We start from the raw sequence: 16445 nt of genomic DNA on the forward strand, positions 1-16445 counted from the left end.
TTCCCCCGGCTGCTGCGCGACGTGGCCGCCAGCCACCCCGACCTGAAAGAGCTCGCGCCCACGCTGCACCCGGACGTCGTCGCACACTCGCCGTCCCCATTCGCCGACGAGACCAGCGGGGACGGGCCATGACGCTGTGCCGGGCGATCCTCCAGCACCGGCCAGCGCCGCCCCGCCGACTGACCCGCGCCCGGCGACGTCGCCCCGGCCCCGGAGGACCCGGACGGTAGCGACGACGAGGAGCTGTCCGGCCGTGCGAGCATCGCCGAGCGCCTACAGGACGAGGTCGCGTGGGTCCGGCAGTGCGCGGAGTGGATCGACCACCTGGACAGCAAGCCGTTCCCGCCGGACGCCACCCTCCACCCCGAGGGCGACTTCACCGACACCTGCGCGGTGTGACAGCGGCCAAGATCTTTTTCCCCGCGTACGGCCAGTAACTCCCCACAGGCGGTCCCCGCTGATGGCCAGTTTCGCTCCCCGGTTTCGCGCCGCCTGATACGGTGCGTGACCAAGCCGCGGCGAGGCCCGCGGCCGTGTCGGGCGGTAGGCGACGGCGGCCTGCAGGAGACGCCCCGAGCTGCGGCCGGAACGTGAAAGGCGAGAGCGAGACTGCCCGCGCCGACTTCGGCGAGCAGTCGAGTCTGAACAACAGCTGGCCAAAGTTGACGCGCGATCGGTCAGACTCCGCCGCCCTCGTCGGCGACGCCAGCTGGCTCCGCCGTTGGTCTCGTCGACGAGGAACGATTCGGCGACAGCCCGCCGCGGCGCTCGTAGGATGCCTGGATGCCTAAGCCGATACGGATGAGCCGCCGCTCGTGGGTTGCCGCGTGGGCGGTGCTGTGCGTGGCTGGCCTCGCCGCCACCGCCAAACTGAACGCCTCCTCGGCACCGGCCCCGCAGCCCGAGAAGTCCGTCAGTGTTGAGTGCGCCGAGCGCATCGCGGACATCGAGACGCAGCTGGCCAAGGCCAAGCAGGAAGGCAAGGGAGACGGAATGCTGGTCTTCTCGCGAGTCCAGGTCGGCACCGAGGACGACTGCCGTGACGATCTCCGTAACCACTTCCGTAGCGATCAGTGAGCCGCGCTACCTGGCTGGCCGCGATGGCAGGGCTAACCTTCGTCTGTGCCGGGGCAATCATTGCCGTGGGCGCCACGTCGGAACCGAAGCCGCGGCCCACGCCGCCGCGGGTGTACTCCTCCTGCCTGGCGGCAGACACCAAGCCGGTGTCTGCGGACGGCGACCCGTGCGAAGGCCCCTGAAGAACGTCCGAGCGACCGTCCGCCGCATGGCAGAGCACCCAAACCCAAGTCGGCCTCGTGGCCGACGACGCCACCACAAGAACCGTGGACATCGGTGGCTCACCCAGATGAGGGGCCCCGTTCGTCACTGACAGTGAATCTAGCCACGGCCACTTGATTCCCCGTCAGGCGGCCGTGAGCGGGGAGATCTAACTGGCCACCGACAGCGGTGCCCGTCCGCCTGCCCAGGGGCGCGGTGATCCTGCGGCGCATCGCCTTCGACGTCGAGGAGCTGGCCCGTGCCCGGTGTGTGGAGGAGCTGCAGGCGGCCAAGGTCGCCGACGACCCGCAGCCTGCTCCGCCCCCGCCCTCGTCGAGGCCACCTGCCCCCTCACGGAGGCCCCGGAGTACGCGATCCACCTGTGCCTCGGCTGCGCGGCCGTCTTCGACCGGTTGGCCTACTGCCACTGTGGGGGACTGCTGGACAACCGCTTCGATGAACCCGTCGACTTCTGCCTCGACTGCGCCAAGCGGATGGCAACGAAGTGCTGAGGCATGCCCGGGCAGCAATAAGGGAGCGGGCAATGTCGTCCGGCACGGTCTTCGAGCGCGACCAGCGGCCCGTGCCCCCGAACTCGCAAGAAGACCTCTTTCAGTAGCCGGCAACGGCCCGCGACTTCGGCCTGCACTCGCCGTCGAGCTGACGCGAGGAACACACCTGTGGCGAGACCGTGCAGCCCAGGCGCCGCGACGCGCTCTGGCTGCCGGACGACTGGGTTCGCTGTCGAGCGCCTCGATTGGATGACAAGGGACGCATGGGTTTGCGAGGCGCCCAGACCCACGGTCAGGCGATGTTCACGAGTTTTGAAGTCACTGGGGTCCTTGCCCGGGAAGCCCTCACATGCGGTGTTGGACGTGTGTCGCCGAACGGCACCCGGCTCGGGCTGCGGGATGAGGCGGTGACCCACGAACTGGTCAGCGTGCTGCGTCACGATGGCGTCCCGCTCCGCGGCTGACCAGGGTGAAGACGACCAAGGCGACCGACGCCGCGGCCCCCGTGGCCAGGGCGTCCGCAACGTAGCGGCCCAGACCGGGACGCAGGACGTCGATGAGAGCGAACAGCACGACAGGCCCCGCGAGGCTCGCCGCGACCCCGGCCAGCCAAAAGCGGTGGCTAGCCCAGAACCACTGGGAAAGCCACATGACGATGAGGGGCGCAACGGGCACGTGCGGCGCGTCGAGGGCGGCGAGCACGCCGTATCCCAGACCGCTGACCGCCCAGCAGGCAGCGGCCACGAGCGCCGCCTCACTCCAGGTGACGGCCCGGTTCACGCCTGCCGCCCCTCATTCATGGCCCGGGCCCGACGGCGCTCCCACCGCCGGGACAGGAACGCCGCCAGGATCGAGCCGACCAGGAGCGATCCGGCAACCCAGCGGATCACGTCCGCCGGCCAGCCCGGCTCCCCGCCGGCGATCAGGGTCACCGACTCGATGGTGAGGGAGTTCCCCAGGAACACATAGCCGAGCCCCCAGGCGAGGACCACCCCCACAGGTCCCCGGATCGGCTCCGGTGGCTGGCGCGGCCTGAGCACGGCCCGCCATCCCAACCACACGCAGCCCAGCCCCACAGCCACGATGAGCACGTCCACAGCCCTGTCGAACACCTCTGTCACGGTCCCGATCCCCCTTGCCTTCCTCTCTCACCTCCGGCGGACCCCACAGGGCCACGCCCCCGGCTCATCATGATGACCGCCCGGACGCGGCCCTCACCTGTCGGACACGGCAGACGGCCTGCACGACTGCTTTCCGGCATCCGGCAATGTGGACACCCTGACGTCACTTCTCATGACATCCAGGGGTGTCGAGATCACCAACTGCTGTCCAAACCGGCAGATAAACGCTGCTGCTTGAAGTGAACGAAGCCAGGCGGGTCCCTCCCGGTAGCCGTCCTGGCCTCTCCTCACTCCTTTCGCCCCATCGCGGACCACCGTTCCCCCCGTTTCCCCAGGTCAACACCCCCGCGGGGCGCCCCGGAGTGAGCACTGGAACAGGTGGAACGGCAGGAACGCGGGTCCGGCTTCCAAAGGAACAGCGGTACGCCAACTCTTCACCTCGTCAGCGCCGCCCAGCAGGACGGCGAAGCACCCCACGCCTCCGCCGCAAGCGGACAGGCCGGGACACACGAACGAGGACAAGACATGCGCAAGAACGCCAGGAACCTTCTGCTCCAGGGCCTCGCGGCCGTGCTCCTCGCCGGCGGCGCGCTCGGCGCGGTGAACGCCACCGGCGACGAGGCCAACGCCTCGACGAAGCCGGGCCCCCGCAGCGGCTCCCACGCCACCCCCCTGACGGCGGTGTGGCCGACGCTGAAGACCGGCTCCAGGGGCACCAAAACCCTGACCGCCCAGCACCTCCTGGCCGCCCGCGGACACCGCCTCACCGCCGACGGCGTCTTCGGCCAGAAGACCGCCAAGGCGGTGAGGGACTTCCAGAGGAAGAACCGCCTCGCCGCCGACGGAGTCATCGGCCCCAACACCTGGACCAAGCTGACCAACCTCACCGTCGCCCCCGGCGCCCGGGGCCAGGCGGTCAAGGCCCTCCAGGTCCAGCTCGGCGTGAGGGCCGACGGCACCTTCGGCAAGAAGACGAAGACCGCAGTCAGCAACTTCCAGAAGGAGCAGCGGGAAACCACTGTGGTGCCGGATCGGCGTGCCTCTCCAAAACCGGCAGGCGTCCCAGGGGCGGGTCATGAGAAGGTGCGGTTCGACCCGGCAGAGGGGGAAGAATGGGGCTGACCTACGGCTACGACGTCTATCTACGTCCCCGAAACGTCGCCAAGGCGCTGGCCAATCTGGCCGAGCTGGCGCCACCGGCCCCTCGCGTGCCACCGCTCGAGCTCACCCTGCCCGGCGGTGACCGGCTCGTCCTCCCGTTCACGTCCCGCTTCAAGAGCGAGCCGGTCGACTGCTCCACGAACAGCACGCTCGAGCTCGACACGTCCATCATGTTCGACGTCGACGACGCACTGCGCGAGTACGCGGAGGCGGGCGGCCCAGAACCCGAGGCGGACGGGCGCATCCAGATCGGGTACATCTACGCGACGATCCGGTTCGAGTCCTTCCTGCACCCTGGTTACGCGTCGGTGGAGTGCTGGGCAGCGACGTCGGGGATGAGCCGCTTGTTCGCGCGGTCGACCAACATCAGGAAGGTGTTCACCGACCTCACCGCCGCCAGCGGCGGAGTGTGCTGCCTGTTCGACACCGGCGACGGCGGCCCCGAGCAAGTGTGCTGGCTCAACGGTGAGACCACCCAGGAGATGGTCTCCGGTCCCCGCTTTCCAGATCGGCGAGCACTTGTGGCGACTTGGTCCGACCTCGAGAGGTGAGCACCGGTACCCCTTAAACCCGCGCGCTGACCGCCATGTACGACCGCAACGTCCTGGGCACGAGGCTGATGCCGGAGATGCGGAAGCGACAGGACTACGCCCTGTGGCTGTCGATCATGCGCGACGGCGCCGACGCCCGGGGCCTTCCCGAACCGCTTGCGGTGTACAGGTCCCACCAAGCGGCATCGCTGTCCTCCAACAAGCTGTCGCTCGTCCCGTACAACTGGGCGCTGTTACCGCGAACACGAACGGCTGTCGGTCCCCCGGTCGACGCTGGCACTGTCCGGAGCCGTGTGGCACTCGCTGCGCAAACGGCGGATCTAGGGCTGTCAGCGAGACCCGGCAGCCGTTCGTGTTCGCCACCTACGAGGCGATCGGTCCCGTAGCGCCCCCGTCACGCAGGAATAGCTGGAGCAGAAGGCGCCGGTCCTCGGGCGCAAGGTCGTGCTGGCCGGCGCCGAGCAGATGGCTCATCGGGCACCTCGCCGACATCCCCAACCCAGACCACGCACAGGTCATCCGCCGGTACGCCACCTGGGAGGTGCTGCCACGGCTACGGACCCGCGCCGAGAAGAAGCCGATCACGCCAGCCGCCCGCAGACATGTCGCGGACCAGGTCAAGCAGGCCACCGCGTTCCTCGACTGGCTCGCCGATCGGGACCACACTCTCGCCACCTGCGGTCAGACCGGCATCGACGCCTGGCACGCCGAGCACAACGAATACGCCCGCAACACCATCCGGAGCTTCCTGCAGTGGTGTTCAGCCAGCAAGCTCACCCGGCCCTTCCGGCTGCCTCCAGTGCAGGTCAGCCGGGCCACACCGATGCCGCAGACCGAGCGCCTGGAGCTGATCGGACGCCTTCTCACAGACCCGAGCCTGCCCCTGCGAGCCCAGGGTCGCGGGCAGCATCGTCCTGCTCTACGCCCAGCCGCTCAGCCGCGTCGTCCGCCTCACCCTGGACGACATCACCCGAGCCGAACAGCAGACTGTTCTCCGGCTCGGCGAGCCGCCGTCCCCCGTTCCCGAACCGCTCGCGGAACTCCTCTTCCGCTGGATCGACAGCCGGGACAACATGAACACCGCGACCAACCACGCCTGCCGGTGGCTGTTCCCAGGCCGCCGAGCTGGACAACCGCTCCACCCCGACGTCCTTGCGGCCCTCCTCAACGACCTCGGCATCCCCACCACCGCCGGCCGCACCGCTGCGATCCGGCAACACGTGCTGGAGATGCCCGCCCCGGTCGTCGCGGAGGCTCTGAGCTACCACCGGGTTACCACGGCCAAGCTGGCCTCCGAAGCCGGAGGCACCTGAAGCCGATACGCCTCTGGCAACCACTGGCGGTCACCACCAGGCTGGACCCCACGGAGCACTACCTGAACCTGTGGTCGGCCGAATGAACCTGCTGCTCCGCAGGAAGGGGACTCAACGGAATCTGCATCAACACCCAGCGCGTGAAGGCGAGAAGAGCCTCGCCAGCGATGTCCTCAAGCCGGTCGAAATCCTCCGGCAGCACGTCAAGCAGGAAGTGCTTGACTTCCCGGTCGGCCCGCTTGATCAGGACGAGGCAGCGGTAACAGAGCTTGGGGGGATGCTCAAGAAGGATCGCTCGCAGTGACCCCGTCGCATCGTCGGCCAGGTGCTGATCAAGCCATCCAGGCTCACGTCCCCTGCCGAGGTTAAGGCGCTCGCTCTTCGAACTCAGTCCTACAAGGTCCTGCTTGCTCACACGCTTGATCGCTTTGGGCACCTTCTCCGGCATGAGAGCAGGTTAGCCATCAACGGCCAGAACGCGAGTTGCTGCCAGCACAGACATGATCCTGCGACGCCTCCAGTACACACAGTGACTGCACTGACGCTTTGGTAGTAACACTCGCGACGGTTGAATACGCGAGTCCACCAGTACCGGGGCCGAATTCGGCGGCAGTGACGTAGCCGATCGGGGCCTGGGCGAGCGGTACCCGGGAGCGGTGCAGGAACGCCTGCCCGAGCAGCCGACCCGCCGCACGACGGCACTCTCCGGTGCGAAATACTCTCCCGATGAGTTCACGCACTTCCCCGATCAGCCAGCCGATCACGATACGGAGGGCCGTCGCGCGGGATGCCAAACGGCTCACGCGGCTCGTGCGTGGCTCAGGCGCCTACGAGGGCAAGTACGCAGCCGCAGTCGCGGGCTACCGGGTCGGTCCTGATTACATCGAAGCCCACCGCGCCTTCGTAGCCGTCGGCGCCGACGAGCATGGAGGCCGGGTCCTCGGGTTCTACTCGCTCGTCCTCGCTCCACCGGAGCTCGACCTGCTCTTCGTCGCCGACGAAGCGCAAGGACGTGGTATTGGACGACTGCTCGTCGCGCACATGCAGTCCGAGGCCCGTGCCGCCGGGCTCGACCGTGTCAAGGTCGTGTCGCATCTTCCCGCCGAGGACTTCTACCACCGCGTTGGTGCAGTGCGGACCGGGACCGCGCTCGCGAACCCGCCCGCCGTGCCGTGGGACCGTCCCGAATTCGAGTTTCGCATTCCTTCGGAATGACGCGGTGTGCCGGTTCGCAAGGCGTACGACCCGAAGCTCGACGTCGACTTCACCCCGCTGCGCGAGCAGGACTCCACCGCAGTCGGCTTCGGCCAGGCCGCCTAACCCGTACTGCGCCGGTCGTCGGATGGTTCGGGTCCGGGACCGGTGCTCTGGGCCAGTCGGGTGGCACAGGAAGTCGGTCCGTCCGACTTCCTGTGCATCAGCAGCACCATCACGCCAACAGCTCGCCGAACTCCGACGCCGCCTCCCCATACCGGACGTTCCAGCCCTCAACCACGGCCGCCTCCAGGACGGCCGTGTCCACGTCCTCCAGTAGACGCGGCGACGGCTTCCCTGGCGAGTTCTCGTAGTTGAACGCGATGACGCCCAGGAACACAGGACGCTTCAACCGCGTGCTGTCCAGCCTCAGCAGCAGCGACTGAGCGAGCGCCGGGTAAGGGGTGAACTCGGGGTTCCGGAGCCAGTCGGTGAGGTCTGTCTCCGGCACGCTGTAGTCGACGGCCGCCTCCCCCAGCGCGTCAATGAACGCGGTGGGCGGCGCCTGCACCTGGAGGAGCCGGCTCAGCTCGCCGCGGCCGGTGGCGTCGAGGTCCGGCGGCTGAGTGATCAGCCGGAACGCCTGCCTCAGCCAGGCCTGTTCGGCCAGCCGACGCGTCGACAGGTCGCTCCACGGCGGCTCGGGCGTCGGCCTGCGGAACGGCGCGGGCATTCGCCGGTACCGCTCCGTGATCCGGCGCAGGCAGTCACCGAACTTCTCCACGTCGTCGGGGTGGATTCCCTCGACCCACCCCTGGGCCGTGAACACGGCGGTGGCGGACGTCGTCGTCCCATCCCCGCTGACCGTCACCACGGCGGGCGTCTCGTAGCGCTCACCGCCCCGGGAGGTGAGCGTTAGCTCGAACATGACCGGCTCAATCGTGTAGTCGAGCGTGAACGCCGTCCCGTCCACGGGAACGCTGACATTCCCGCCCGGCGCGCTCAGTGGCACTCCACCGACGGTCCAGGCGATCGTGGGCTGCGGGTTGACGGGCTCGCCGCTGCCGCCGAAGCCGGTGCTGCGCAGACCGAAGCGGGCGGTCGTCGAGGTGGCGAAGGTCCCCCGGCGCAGGGGGTCGCCGCACGGCGTCGTGGTCTCCTGGATCTCACCGACGGGGCCGACCACGTCGTCGGTCTGGAGTCCCCGGACGATCTCGACCGCCTTCGCCGCGCCCGCAGTGACCGACAGGTCCACCCACTGCCGCTCGGGATCGACAGCTATGGTGCGCACGACGAGCGGTGTCGTCGCGACGGCGACATCGGTGTCCGGCGACGCCGTCGGTACCGATCCCCGGTACCACGCGCGCGGCCCCTTGTTGGCGATGTCGACGATCGAGTGAACGACCACCCCTTCCCGCGAGAGGCTTGGCCCCAGTGGGTCCATGCCGGCGTCCCAGCCCGCTGGGACGCGGTACTCGACGTAGACCCGGCCCACCCCGTTGGCTGGCTCGCCGGGCGGGTGCAGCACGAGCAGGCACCTGCCGTTCGACGCGGACGCCGGGACGATGCGTGCGGTGACCGGTGCGCCCGGCTGCGGGAAGGGCGCCTCGACCACCCGGCCGGCCAGCGCGTCCGGCATGAACAGGTGCAGGTTCGCGCGGGGCGCCGATCCACAAGATCGCAGGCACGTTGGACAAGAGGCTCACGGGAATCTTCGCCCCGGACTACGTCGAGCGTCTGGAAGCCGCACGGCGCTGCCTGCGCGAATCCGCCGGCTCTTCGGACGCCTGACGGCGCCCCGTGCAAGCAATTGCCCGCCGCCTCATGAAGCCGCCCGGAAGAGCGGACGGGGACTTGGTCGGGTAGCCGGTCGACCCCGGGTGAGGCGTCGGACCATGACACCGATCATGACCCAGCGGATCATGCTCTCGGCATGGGCGGATGGTGCTCGTAGTCGCGGGCTAGGTCACCAGACCCCGGTCCTTGAGCGCGGTCAGCAGCAGATCGAGCACCTTCTCCTCCATCCCGTGCTCGACCAACCGTGTGCGGAACTCGGACAGCACCGAGGCATCGAACCCGGGATCATCCAGCTCCAGGCCGAGCGGGTATTTCAGGTCCGTGCCGTACCGCACCCGATGCGCTGCCGCGCGATCGGTGAGGTTCTCGGTGAACTGCAACACCGTCACCAGCGCGAGCTGGCCCGGTGACCAGCCCGGCCGCCCTCTGGCTCCGAACGCCTCGGCGAACTCGGCGTCCGCGAACAACTCGCCCAGCTCGTCGCGGACCCGCATCGCCAACGGGTACGGGCCCCGTGCCGCCACCGCCCGCGCCACCTGTGCGGTCAGCTCAGGCACCTTCGGCCACGGCCTCGGCTGCATCGACATTCCACACCCCACCCGCGACCGGGAGCGTCAAGACGGTCGCTGCTCTCCCGACCAACGAGCCGCCAGCCCCGCTGGGCACGGAATAAGCCAGCAGGATCGTCACCAGCCGCAAACGGCAGTCCGTGAACAACAGCACCGCAGCTCAGGGGCCCTTCGCCGCGCGCGGAGGTCGGGCCCACGGACTTGGGCGCCCACGCATCTCGGTTAGGCTTCCAGGCTCAGAAATGATCAGGTGTTCGAGGCTCTGACCAGGCCGTCGGACATGACATCGGGGGGATGGGCAAGCACGTGTTCGACGCCGTCTTCGGGGACGACATATGGTTCCTGGCCGGGCTCACAGCCGTGGCCGCCGTCCTGGGGCTCCTCGCGTGGGACGTGGCGCGCCGGCGCCGTATCGCCCACGCGGGCTGGTGGGCGCCGCTGGTGTTCTGTCTCACCGGAGTCCTCGGGGTCACGCTGGCGCTGCGCGGCGGCACGACCGGACGTGCCGAGTGCGTGGTCAACCACGACCTCACCGAGCCGCTGTACACCACGCAGGGCCTGTGGAACCTGGCGATGTTCGTGCCGCTCGGCCTCTTCGGCGTGCTCGCCCTGCGCCGACCGCTGCCCGCGCTGGCCGGCGTCCTGGCACTGCCGGTCCTCATCGAACTCACCCAGGCACTGGCCCCGTTCGTGAGCGGCATCTGCGACAGCGCCGACGTGGAGATGAACGCCGGCGGCGGTGCGCTGGGCGTGGCCGCGGGGCTCGTGCTGCTGCGCGGGCGCGTCGCCTGGCGGGCCTGGACCGCCCCCACCGCGGCCGTGACCGCCGTCCTCGCCGTGCTCGGGGCGGTCGTCTGCCGGAGCGCCGTCACCCTGAACCACATGGACGGCTCCAGCGTGCGGGACGCCCGCGGTGACGAGCGCGTGGCCGCCGAGCGGGCCGTACACCAGGCCTTCGGCGACCGCTACCGGGTCGGCGCCGTCACGATCAGCCCCGGCCTCGACGGCTACAACGGCTGGATGAACATCCAGTTCGCGGGCGGGCTCCCCGCGGAGCTGATGTGGCCCGGAGGACGCCGGCTGATCGTGGACTTCGGGAACACCGCGGGTATGGGAAGCATGGAGAAGGTCGGTTACCCGGTGCCGGGCGCCGGCACGCCCCACGGCACCGCCGACGCCTACCGCATCGCCCGCACCTACATGCGCGCCCACTACGCCTGGGCCGAGTCGGCGTCCTGGCACGCCACCCGAGCGGTCCACGACAGCGCCGGCTCCGGCTGGGTGACCTCCTGGCGGTTCAAGGAGCGGGGCGCGGAAATGCCCCGCAGCCTCGACGTACGGATCAACCCCGCCGGACGCGTGTACGGGATGCAGGTCGACCTCGGCCCCACGCATGTGCCCCTCCCCGCCAAGCTGATCTCGGCACGGCGGGCCGAGGAGATCGTCCGCGCGAAGCGGAGGAAGAACCATGCCGACACGGCCGGACTGCGGATCGAGGCCGGTCCGCTCACCACCAAGCGGACCATGGGCCATACGGGTCCGTGGCGCGCGGTGTGGTCGGTGGTCGTCACCGACACCCGGTGCACACCCGACGCGGACGGAGACGGCTGCGAACCGATGACGGAGTCGTTGGACGCGGCCACGGGCGAAAGCGCGGACTGAGGGGGAGCGCAAGCGCGCCAGTGCACTCTTGGCCCCTGGCGCGCGGTTCCGACGGCTCCGTGGCCCACGGCCCGGCCGCTGCCTGCCAAGCCGAGCAAGGTCGAGGGAAATTCCATCAGCCCGACGTGAGGTTCCCCGTACGCTCCCAGGCATGCAGCCCGAGGACCTGGTGCGCGGCCACACCATCTACGCCTGTGTCATGGGCTCGCGCGCCTTCGGGCTGGCGACCGGCGACAGCGACACGGAACTCCGGGGCGTCTTCCTCGCCCCCACCGCCCTGTTCTGGCCCTTCGAGAAGCCGCCCACGCACGTGGAAGAGCCGCTCCCCGAGCAGTTCAGTTGGGAGCTGGAACGCTTCTGCGAACTGGCGCTGCGCGCCAACCCGAACATCCTGGAGTGCCTGCACTCACCACTGGTCGAGCACGTGGACGACACCGGCCGCGAGCTGCTGTCCCTGCGCGGCGCCTTCCTCTCCTGCCGGGCCTACGACACCTTCACCCGCTACGCCCTCGGCCAGCGCCGCAAGCTCGACGCCGACGTCCGTACGACGGGCTTTCCGCGCTGGAAGCACGCGATGCACCTGCTCCGCCTGCTGATGGCCGCTCGCGACCTGCTGCGCACGGGCGATCTGCGCGTCGGCGTCGGCGACCGGCGGGAGTCCCTGCTCACGGTGAAGCGGGGCGAGGTCTCCTGGGCGCGGGTCGAGGCCCGCATGGCCCGGCTGGCAGCCGAGGCCGAGGAGGCCCTGCAGCACACCCCGCTTCCGCCGGAACCAGACCACGCGCGCGTAGCCGACTTCCTGTTCCGGGCGCGCCGCGCCTCAGCCGGCCAGCCGGACGCGCACCACGAAGTCGTGCAAGGCATCGTGCGCGGTGGGCGCTTCGGGCAGGGCTGAGACGGCCTGCGCCTCGTCGAGCACGGCATGCAGCCGCTCCACGTCGGCCGCCACGCGCGCGTGATCGACGACGGCCGTGCCGTGCTCGCGTTCCGCCTTGGCGGCCACCAGCTCGGGCAGATAGCCGGGCGCGGCCGGCTCGCCGGCGAGAGTCGGCAGGTGAGCCTGTACCTCGCCGCTGCGCATGAGGTGGATGCCGGTGAGCAGTACGCGGAAGGTGTAGAGCAGCGGCTTGAGTTCGCCGGTCTTCTCGAACAGCCGCCACTGGGTCACCGCGAACCCGCGGTAGTGGTGGGCGTGGTGACGGGTGAGGACGCCCGGCACGAACGCGGCCAGCTCCCGGTGGGCGTCGGTGGTGTGCGCGACCAGCGGCGAGAGCAGCTGCTCCAGCACATAGCCGTTGCGCCGCAGCATCAGCCGTACGAACTTGCGCAGATCGTGGGTGACGAGGTCCATCTCGACCCCGAGCCGCACCCACGTCCGCGACCGCGTCTCCTCCGGCTCGCGCAGCCCGACCAGGTCTGCGGCGGGCAGCAGGTGGACGCCTCGCAGGTCCAGGTCGGAGTCCTGCGAGGGAAAGCCGTATAGGTGGGCGCCAGAGACGGTCGCGAACAGCAGAGGGGCGGGCTGTTCGGCGATCACGGGCGTCAGGTCCATGTCGAGGCCGTCGATCATGGACCTAAGCGTCCCAGAGCGCCCACAGGATCAACAATTCGCCCAGTCCGAACCCGGCGACGCCCTGGTCCTGGCGAACATCCTCCGCACCGACATGCACGCCCATCGCCCGCTGCCCCAGGACTCGGACCTCGCCCGCGCCATCTCCGTGCTCGCCCGGGCTCAGCAGGACGCAACGTGGAACCGGCAGCAGATCGCCGACCAACTCCGCTCCCTGCTGCGCGAGTACTACCCCTCAGCCCTGGAAGCCTTCGCCAAGAGGTCATCTCATATGGCTCGCTAGGCTGTTGGCCGTGACAGTGATCGTTGAGCGGCTGGTGCCGGACGAGTTGTGGGAGCTGTTCCAGCGCGTGGTGCCGGAGGCACCCTCACGGCCTCAAGGCGGCGGCCGCCGCCTTGAGGCCTTAACGGGGCCAACCGAGCCGGTTTCCGGGTGCGCGGCGGCGGTGTGACGAGCACCACAGGAAGGCCGGCGAGATTTTTTGCCGGAACACCCTCCGCCCAAGGCCTAGAGGTGACGCTGTTGGCAACGACCAAGGAGCATCACCCGTGACCGCCGCATCCCCCGCCGGGGGCACCCCGCCATCCCCCGTCCCGATGAACTCTCTGGGCGTCGATTCGCTGGCCGCCACGCTGCACACGTACGCCGTCCGCTACCCGGTACAGCCTCCGCCGACGAACGATCAGTACCAGCCGGTGGTGCACGCCGATGGCAGCGTCACCCTCATGTCCACCACGCATTTCCTCCAACACCATGGCTACGCCAACTGGGGCCCCAACGATGTGATGTGGGCGCTCCGGGCACGCGGTGCGGCCGCCGGCCGCCTGGACGCCCCCGAGCACATCGACTGGTTCGCCTCCCGTGTCCTGTGCCTGCCTACCAGCAAACGGTGGCACGAGGCGGTGTCGACCGCGCTCGTGGGCGACTGGACGGCACCGCTGGAGAACAACGGCCGCATCACTCTCGAGGTCATCGGAGGGCTGCGGGCTGAGGACCGGGTCATTCAGGTGCCGCTGTGGCAGCGGGGACGGAGGTTGAACGGTGCACGCATGCTGCTGCTGGACACCCCGCTGGGCGCCGAGCATGCGGGCCGAGGGACGCCGCTCCGGACCGTTCCGGGCTGCTCCGGACCGCTCCGGACTGGATCCGCTCCGGACCCGACCGGCTGGGCGGGATGCTGCCGCACGGCGCTCGGATCGCCGACAGCGGCTGCGGCCCGGGGCAGGGGTTGTCCACCGCTTTGCTCAGGACCGGGAGTTGGGTGACCCGCCGGGCGACGAGCCGCCCGGCGGGACCGGTGCCTTGGCGCTTGAGCGCTAGCCGGCGTTTCCGGGTTCCCAGGTCCGGAGCCGGGCGGGCGTTTGCCGGGTCAGTCGAAGTACTCCGGCTGGCTCTGGACGTTCAGCTGGTCCAGGTGGATCTTTCGGGCCGGGTCGGTGCGCCGGTCGTTCAGCTTGAGCACATCGAAGCCCTTGGCGATGTCGTTCGAGTAGATGTAGCCGTTGTAGTAGTACGCGGACCAGGAGCCGCCCACGGTGAGCCGGTCCGTGGTGAGCGGGCCGCGCTCGAAGTACCCGATCTCCTTCGGCTTCGTCGAGTCGGTGAAGTCCCAGACGGAGACGCCGCCCTGGTACCAGGCCTGGACCATGATGTCGCGGCCCTTGACCGGAATCAGCGAGCCGTTGTGGGCGACGCAGTTCTCGGTGTCCGCCTGGTGCCGGGGGATCTTGAAGTAACCGCGGAAGACCAGCTTGCGGTTGTCGCCCTTGCCGACGATGTCGTAGATGCCGTCGGCTCCGCGGTTCGGACCGATGGCCGCGTTGCAGGTGGCGGCGCCTCCGCCGCCGAGTTCGTCGGTGAAGACGACCTTCTTCGCGGTCTGGTTGAAGGTCGCCGAGTGCCAGAACGCGAAGTTGACGTTGTCCTGGACCTGGTCGATGACCTTCGGGTGCTCCGGGTCCTTGATGGACATCAGGATGCCGTCGCCCATGCAGGCACCGGCGGCCAGGTCCTTCGACGGCAGCACGGTGATGTCGTGGCAGCCGGTCGTCTTGGAGACACCCGGGTTGGTGGGCGCGCCGGGGTTGCCGCCCCCGTCGGGGCCGTCACCGGGGAAGAGCACCGCGAAGTTGACGAGCGCGGCCTTCTGGGGAGCGTCGCGCGGCACCTTGACGATCGAGATGCCGTCGTGCGGGGGCTGACAGTCGGGGAACGAGGGGCTCGGGGAGTACGAGGACACGTAGATGTAGACGTTGCGGCCATGGGGAACGATGGAGTGCGTGTGCGAGCCGCAGTTGGTCTCGACTGCCGCGACGTACTTCGGGTTCTTCTTGTCGCGGATGTCGAAGACCTTCATGCCCTCCCACGACGACTTCTCGGTCGCGGGCTGCGGCGTGCTCGAGCAGGAGTTGTCGCTGCGTGAGGAGTCGGTCGACAGGAACAGCAGGTTCCCGGAGACGGATATGTCGTTCTGCGACCCCGGGCACAGCACCTGGGAGACCGTCTTGGGAGCCTTCGGGTTGCTGACGTCGAAGATGCGGAAGCCGTCGTAGTTGCCGGCGAACGCGTACTTGCCCTGGAAGGCCAGGTCGGAGTTCAGGTCCGTCAGGGCATCCTTGGGGATGTTGGCGAGGTGTTCGATGTTGTCGGAGTGGACGATCTCGTCCTGCGCCGGTATCTCGCCCTTGGCGATGGCCGTTCTGGTCTCGGCCGCCTCGCTCTTGGACGCACGCTGAGTCGCGGTGGTGGCGTCGCCGGGGTCGGGCGTGGCCACGGCCGGAGCTGCCGTGAGCAGCGCCGCCAGCAGGCCGGTGGCGGCTGCCACAACCCCGAGGTGTCTGGGCCGTGTTCGGGGACTGCGCAACAGGTTCACTGTTTCCTCCCTGGTCTCCGTTCACAAGGGAACGGTTCACGGACAACGGCAGTATCGTATCTTTCATGTACAGATCAAAGGATGGCAACGCGCTCACCGTGAAAGTCTTTGATCGTGCCAAGTGGCTGGGGGTCACCGCTCTCGCCCTTGTCGCCCTCACTGTCAGCGGGTGCGACTCGGGCGCGGACGCCCCGGCGAAGAAGAGCGCGCCCGGTCCCTCGGTGATCGCGCCCGGCAAGCCCGGTGAGCCCGCCCGGACCCTGTCCGCCGAGGACGCCGCGAAGGAGATCCCCGACGGGTCCCCCAACGGGGCGGACTTCGAGTACGTCCAGATGATGATCATCCACCACGGCCAGGCCCTGGAAATGACCGAACTCGCCAAGCACCAGGCGAAGTCGAGCGGCGTGAAGCGGATCGCCTCACGCATCGCCGCGGGTCAAGGGCCTGAGATCGACGCCATGAAGGGGTGGTTGAAGAACCACGGCGGGGCCCGGCGCACGAGTGGCGGAACGGGCTCAGGGCACGACCACGCCACGATGCCCGGCATGGCGACCGAGGCACAGCTGAACCAGCTGCGCGCGGCGCGGGGCGCGGCCTTCGACGAGCTGTTCCTGAAACTCATGATCATGCACCACAACGGCGCGATCATCATGGCCACATCGGCGCTCTCGGACGGCAACAACGTACAGGTCGAGGAGATGGCGAACGAAGTGATCGCACAGCAGACCAGCGAGATCAGCCGGATGCGTGCGATGCCCTGACGATCGGCGTGGCGCCCCGCAGGCGCCTCCCCCGGGCGCGCCCGGCGGCGCGATGCAGAAGGCGGCAACCGCAGTCGCCTCGC

Annotated in this window: 17 protein-coding genes and 2 pseudogenes; 12 read left to right on the top strand and 7 right to left on the bottom strand. The window is 69.2% G+C overall.

Annotated features, from left to right (window positions below):
• The first annotated feature begins 783 nt into the window (after positions 1-783).
• Entirely contained in the window at positions 784-1077 is a 294-nt protein-coding gene (locus ACFY3J_RS22710; protein WP_390841631.1) for a hypothetical protein, read from the top strand.
• Positions 1078-1544: 467 nt separating this feature from the next.
• The gene (locus ACFY3J_RS22715) at positions 1545-1790 is read left to right on the top strand and encodes a hypothetical protein (RefSeq protein WP_384188012.1); all 246 of its coding nucleotides are present in this window, start codon (positions 1545-1547) and stop codon (positions 1788-1790) included.
• Between the two features lie 423 nt (positions 1791-2213).
• Here the strand turns inward: ACFY3J_RS22715 and ACFY3J_RS22720 are convergent, their stop codons facing one another.
• Together ACFY3J_RS22720 and ACFY3J_RS22725 are read right to left on the bottom strand one after the other, a co-directional pair.
• Positions 2214-2570, bottom strand: a complete 357-nt coding sequence (locus ACFY3J_RS22720) for a hypothetical protein (protein ID WP_390841632.1) — start codon at positions 2568-2570, stop codon at positions 2214-2216.
• Positions 2567-2902, bottom strand: coding sequence for a hypothetical protein (locus ACFY3J_RS22725; RefSeq protein ID WP_384188006.1), 336 nt, complete (start codon positions 2900-2902; stop codon positions 2567-2569). The genes ACFY3J_RS22720 and ACFY3J_RS22725 overlap by 4 nt, the downstream gene beginning before the upstream one ends.
• 534 nt (positions 2903-3436) lie before the next feature.
• Between ACFY3J_RS22725 and ACFY3J_RS22730 the strand changes: the two genes are divergently transcribed.
• From ACFY3J_RS22730 to ACFY3J_RS22745, 4 genes and pseudogenes are all read left to right on the top strand, one after another.
• A complete protein-coding gene (locus tag ACFY3J_RS22730; RefSeq protein WP_384188003.1) occupies positions 3437-4033 on the top strand; it encodes a peptidoglycan-binding protein in 597 nt (198 codons plus the stop codon).
• Positions 4024-4623 carry a hypothetical protein gene (locus ACFY3J_RS22735; protein ID WP_384188000.1) on the top strand — a complete coding sequence of 200 codons (600 nt, stop codon included), beginning with the start codon at positions 4024-4026 and terminating at the stop codon, positions 4621-4623. Before ACFY3J_RS22730 ends, ACFY3J_RS22735 begins: the two co-directional genes overlap by 10 nt.
• A gap of 23 nt (positions 4624-4646) precedes the next feature.
• Positions 4647-4947, top strand: a pseudogene (locus ACFY3J_RS22740) (glycosyltransferase family 2 protein); the annotation flags it as partial.
• A 749-nt stretch (positions 4948-5696) separates the two neighbouring features.
• Positions 5697-5936 carry a hypothetical protein gene (locus tag ACFY3J_RS22745; protein WP_390841633.1) on the top strand — a complete coding sequence of 80 codons (240 nt, stop codon included), beginning with the start codon at positions 5697-5699 and terminating at the stop codon, positions 5934-5936.
• Between the two features lie 58 nt (positions 5937-5994).
• Here ACFY3J_RS22745 and ACFY3J_RS22750 read toward each other — a convergent pair whose 3' ends face one another.
• Complete coding sequence (locus ACFY3J_RS22750) at positions 5995-6384, bottom strand: hypothetical protein (RefSeq protein WP_390841634.1); 390 nt, start codon at positions 6382-6384, stop codon at positions 5995-5997.
• A gap of 278 nt (positions 6385-6662) precedes the next feature.
• Between ACFY3J_RS22750 and ACFY3J_RS22755 the strand changes: the two genes are divergently transcribed.
• Positions 6663-7151: a GNAT family N-acetyltransferase gene (locus ACFY3J_RS22755; protein ID WP_351292817.1), complete on the top strand. Its 489-nt coding sequence runs from the start codon at positions 6663-6665 to the stop codon at positions 7149-7151.
• A gap of 214 nt (positions 7152-7365) precedes the next feature.
• Here ACFY3J_RS22755 and ACFY3J_RS22760 read toward each other — a convergent pair whose 3' ends face one another.
• Together ACFY3J_RS22760 and ACFY3J_RS22765 are read right to left on the bottom strand one after the other, a co-directional pair.
• Positions 7366-8769 (bottom strand): hypothetical protein, encoded by a 1404-nt coding sequence (locus ACFY3J_RS22760; protein ID WP_384187989.1) that lies wholly within the window; start codon positions 8767-8769, stop codon positions 7366-7368.
• A 322-nt stretch (positions 8770-9091) separates the two neighbouring features.
• Positions 9092-9421: a transposase gene (locus tag ACFY3J_RS22765; protein WP_390841635.1), complete on the bottom strand. Its 330-nt coding sequence runs from the start codon at positions 9419-9421 to the stop codon at positions 9092-9094.
• 369 nt (positions 9422-9790) lie between these two features.
• Between ACFY3J_RS22765 and ACFY3J_RS22770 the strand changes: the two genes are divergently transcribed.
• Positions 9791-11158 (top strand): VanZ family protein, encoded by a 1368-nt coding sequence (locus ACFY3J_RS22770; protein ID WP_390841636.1) that lies wholly within the window; start codon positions 9791-9793, stop codon positions 11156-11158.
• 151 nt (positions 11159-11309) lie between these two features.
• Positions 11310-12053 carry a DNA polymerase beta superfamily protein gene (locus ACFY3J_RS22775; protein ID WP_390841637.1) on the top strand — a complete coding sequence of 248 codons (744 nt, stop codon included), beginning with the start codon at positions 11310-11312 and terminating at the stop codon, positions 12051-12053.
• Here ACFY3J_RS22775 and ACFY3J_RS22780 read toward each other — a convergent pair.
• The gene (locus ACFY3J_RS22780; protein ID WP_384183841.1) at positions 11979-12728 is read right to left on the bottom strand and encodes a DNA polymerase beta superfamily protein; all 750 of its coding nucleotides are present in this window, start codon (positions 12726-12728) and stop codon (positions 11979-11981) included. The genes ACFY3J_RS22775 and ACFY3J_RS22780 overlap by 75 nt on opposite strands.
• 43 nt (positions 12729-12771) lie before the next feature.
• On the opposite strand from ACFY3J_RS22780, the pseudogene ACFY3J_RS22785 reads away from it, so the two are divergent.
• Positions 12772-13008 (top strand): annotated as a pseudogene (locus tag ACFY3J_RS22785) (transposase); the annotation flags it as partial.
• A gap of 269 nt (positions 13009-13277) precedes the next feature.
• Positions 13278-13994 carry a hypothetical protein gene (locus ACFY3J_RS22790; RefSeq protein WP_390841638.1) on the top strand — a complete coding sequence of 239 codons (717 nt, stop codon included), beginning with the start codon at positions 13278-13280 and terminating at the stop codon, positions 13992-13994.
• Positions 13995-14098: 104 nt separating this feature from the next.
• On the opposite strand, the gene ACFY3J_RS22795 is transcribed toward ACFY3J_RS22790, so the two are convergent.
• Positions 14099-15601 carry an LVIVD repeat-containing protein gene (locus ACFY3J_RS22795; RefSeq protein ID WP_390841639.1) on the bottom strand — a complete coding sequence of 501 codons (1503 nt, stop codon included), beginning with the start codon at positions 15599-15601 and terminating at the stop codon, positions 14099-14101.
• 65 nt (positions 15602-15666) lie between these two features.
• Between ACFY3J_RS22795 and ACFY3J_RS22800 the strand changes: the two genes are divergently transcribed.
• A complete protein-coding gene (locus ACFY3J_RS22800; RefSeq protein WP_390841640.1) occupies positions 15667-16362 on the top strand; it encodes a DUF305 domain-containing protein in 696 nt (231 codons plus the stop codon).
• Positions 16363-16445: the final 83 nt, after the last annotated feature.

The sequence above is a fragment of the Streptomyces sp. NPDC001231 genome, from assembly GCF_042896885.1.
Lineage (GTDB): Bacteria > Actinomycetota > Actinomycetes > Streptomycetales > Streptomycetaceae > Streptomyces.

Coding starts and splice junctions, on each gene's coding strand:
- ACFY3J_RS22710 (WP_390841631.1), top strand. CDS start 784: ATGCCTAAGCCGATACGGATGAGCCGCCGCTCGTGGGTTGCCGCGTGG.
- ACFY3J_RS22730 (WP_384188003.1), top strand. CDS start 3,437: ATGCGCAAGAACGCCAGGAACCTTCTGCTCCAGGGCCTCGCGGCCGTG.
- ACFY3J_RS22735 (WP_384188000.1), top strand. CDS start 4,024: ATGGGGCTGACCTACGGCTACGACGTCTATCTACGTCCCCGAAACGTC.
- ACFY3J_RS22745 (WP_390841633.1), top strand. CDS start 5,697: ATGAACACCGCGACCAACCACGCCTGCCGGTGGCTGTTCCCAGGCCGC.
- ACFY3J_RS22750 (WP_390841634.1), bottom strand. CDS start 6,384: ATGCCGGAGAAGGTGCCCAAAGCGATCAAGCGTGTGAGCAAGCAGGAC.
- ACFY3J_RS22755 (WP_351292817.1), top strand. CDS start 6,663: ATGAGTTCACGCACTTCCCCGATCAGCCAGCCGATCACGATACGGAGG.
- ACFY3J_RS22760 (WP_384187989.1), bottom strand. CDS start 8,769: ATGCCGGACGCGCTGGCCGGCCGGGTGGTCGAGGCGCCCTTCCCGCAG.
- ACFY3J_RS22765 (WP_390841635.1), bottom strand. CDS start 9,421: ATGCGGGTCCGCGACGAGCTGGGCGAGTTGTTCGCGGACGCCGAGTTC.
- ACFY3J_RS22770 (WP_390841636.1), top strand. CDS start 9,791: ATGGGCAAGCACGTGTTCGACGCCGTCTTCGGGGACGACATATGGTTC.
- ACFY3J_RS22775 (WP_390841637.1), top strand. CDS start 11,310: ATGCAGCCCGAGGACCTGGTGCGCGGCCACACCATCTACGCCTGTGTC.
- ACFY3J_RS22780 (WP_384183841.1), bottom strand. CDS start 12,728: ATGATCGACGGCCTCGACATGGACCTGACGCCCGTGATCGCCGAACAG.
- ACFY3J_RS22800 (WP_390841640.1), top strand. CDS start 15,667: ATGTACAGATCAAAGGATGGCAACGCGCTCACCGTGAAAGTCTTTGAT.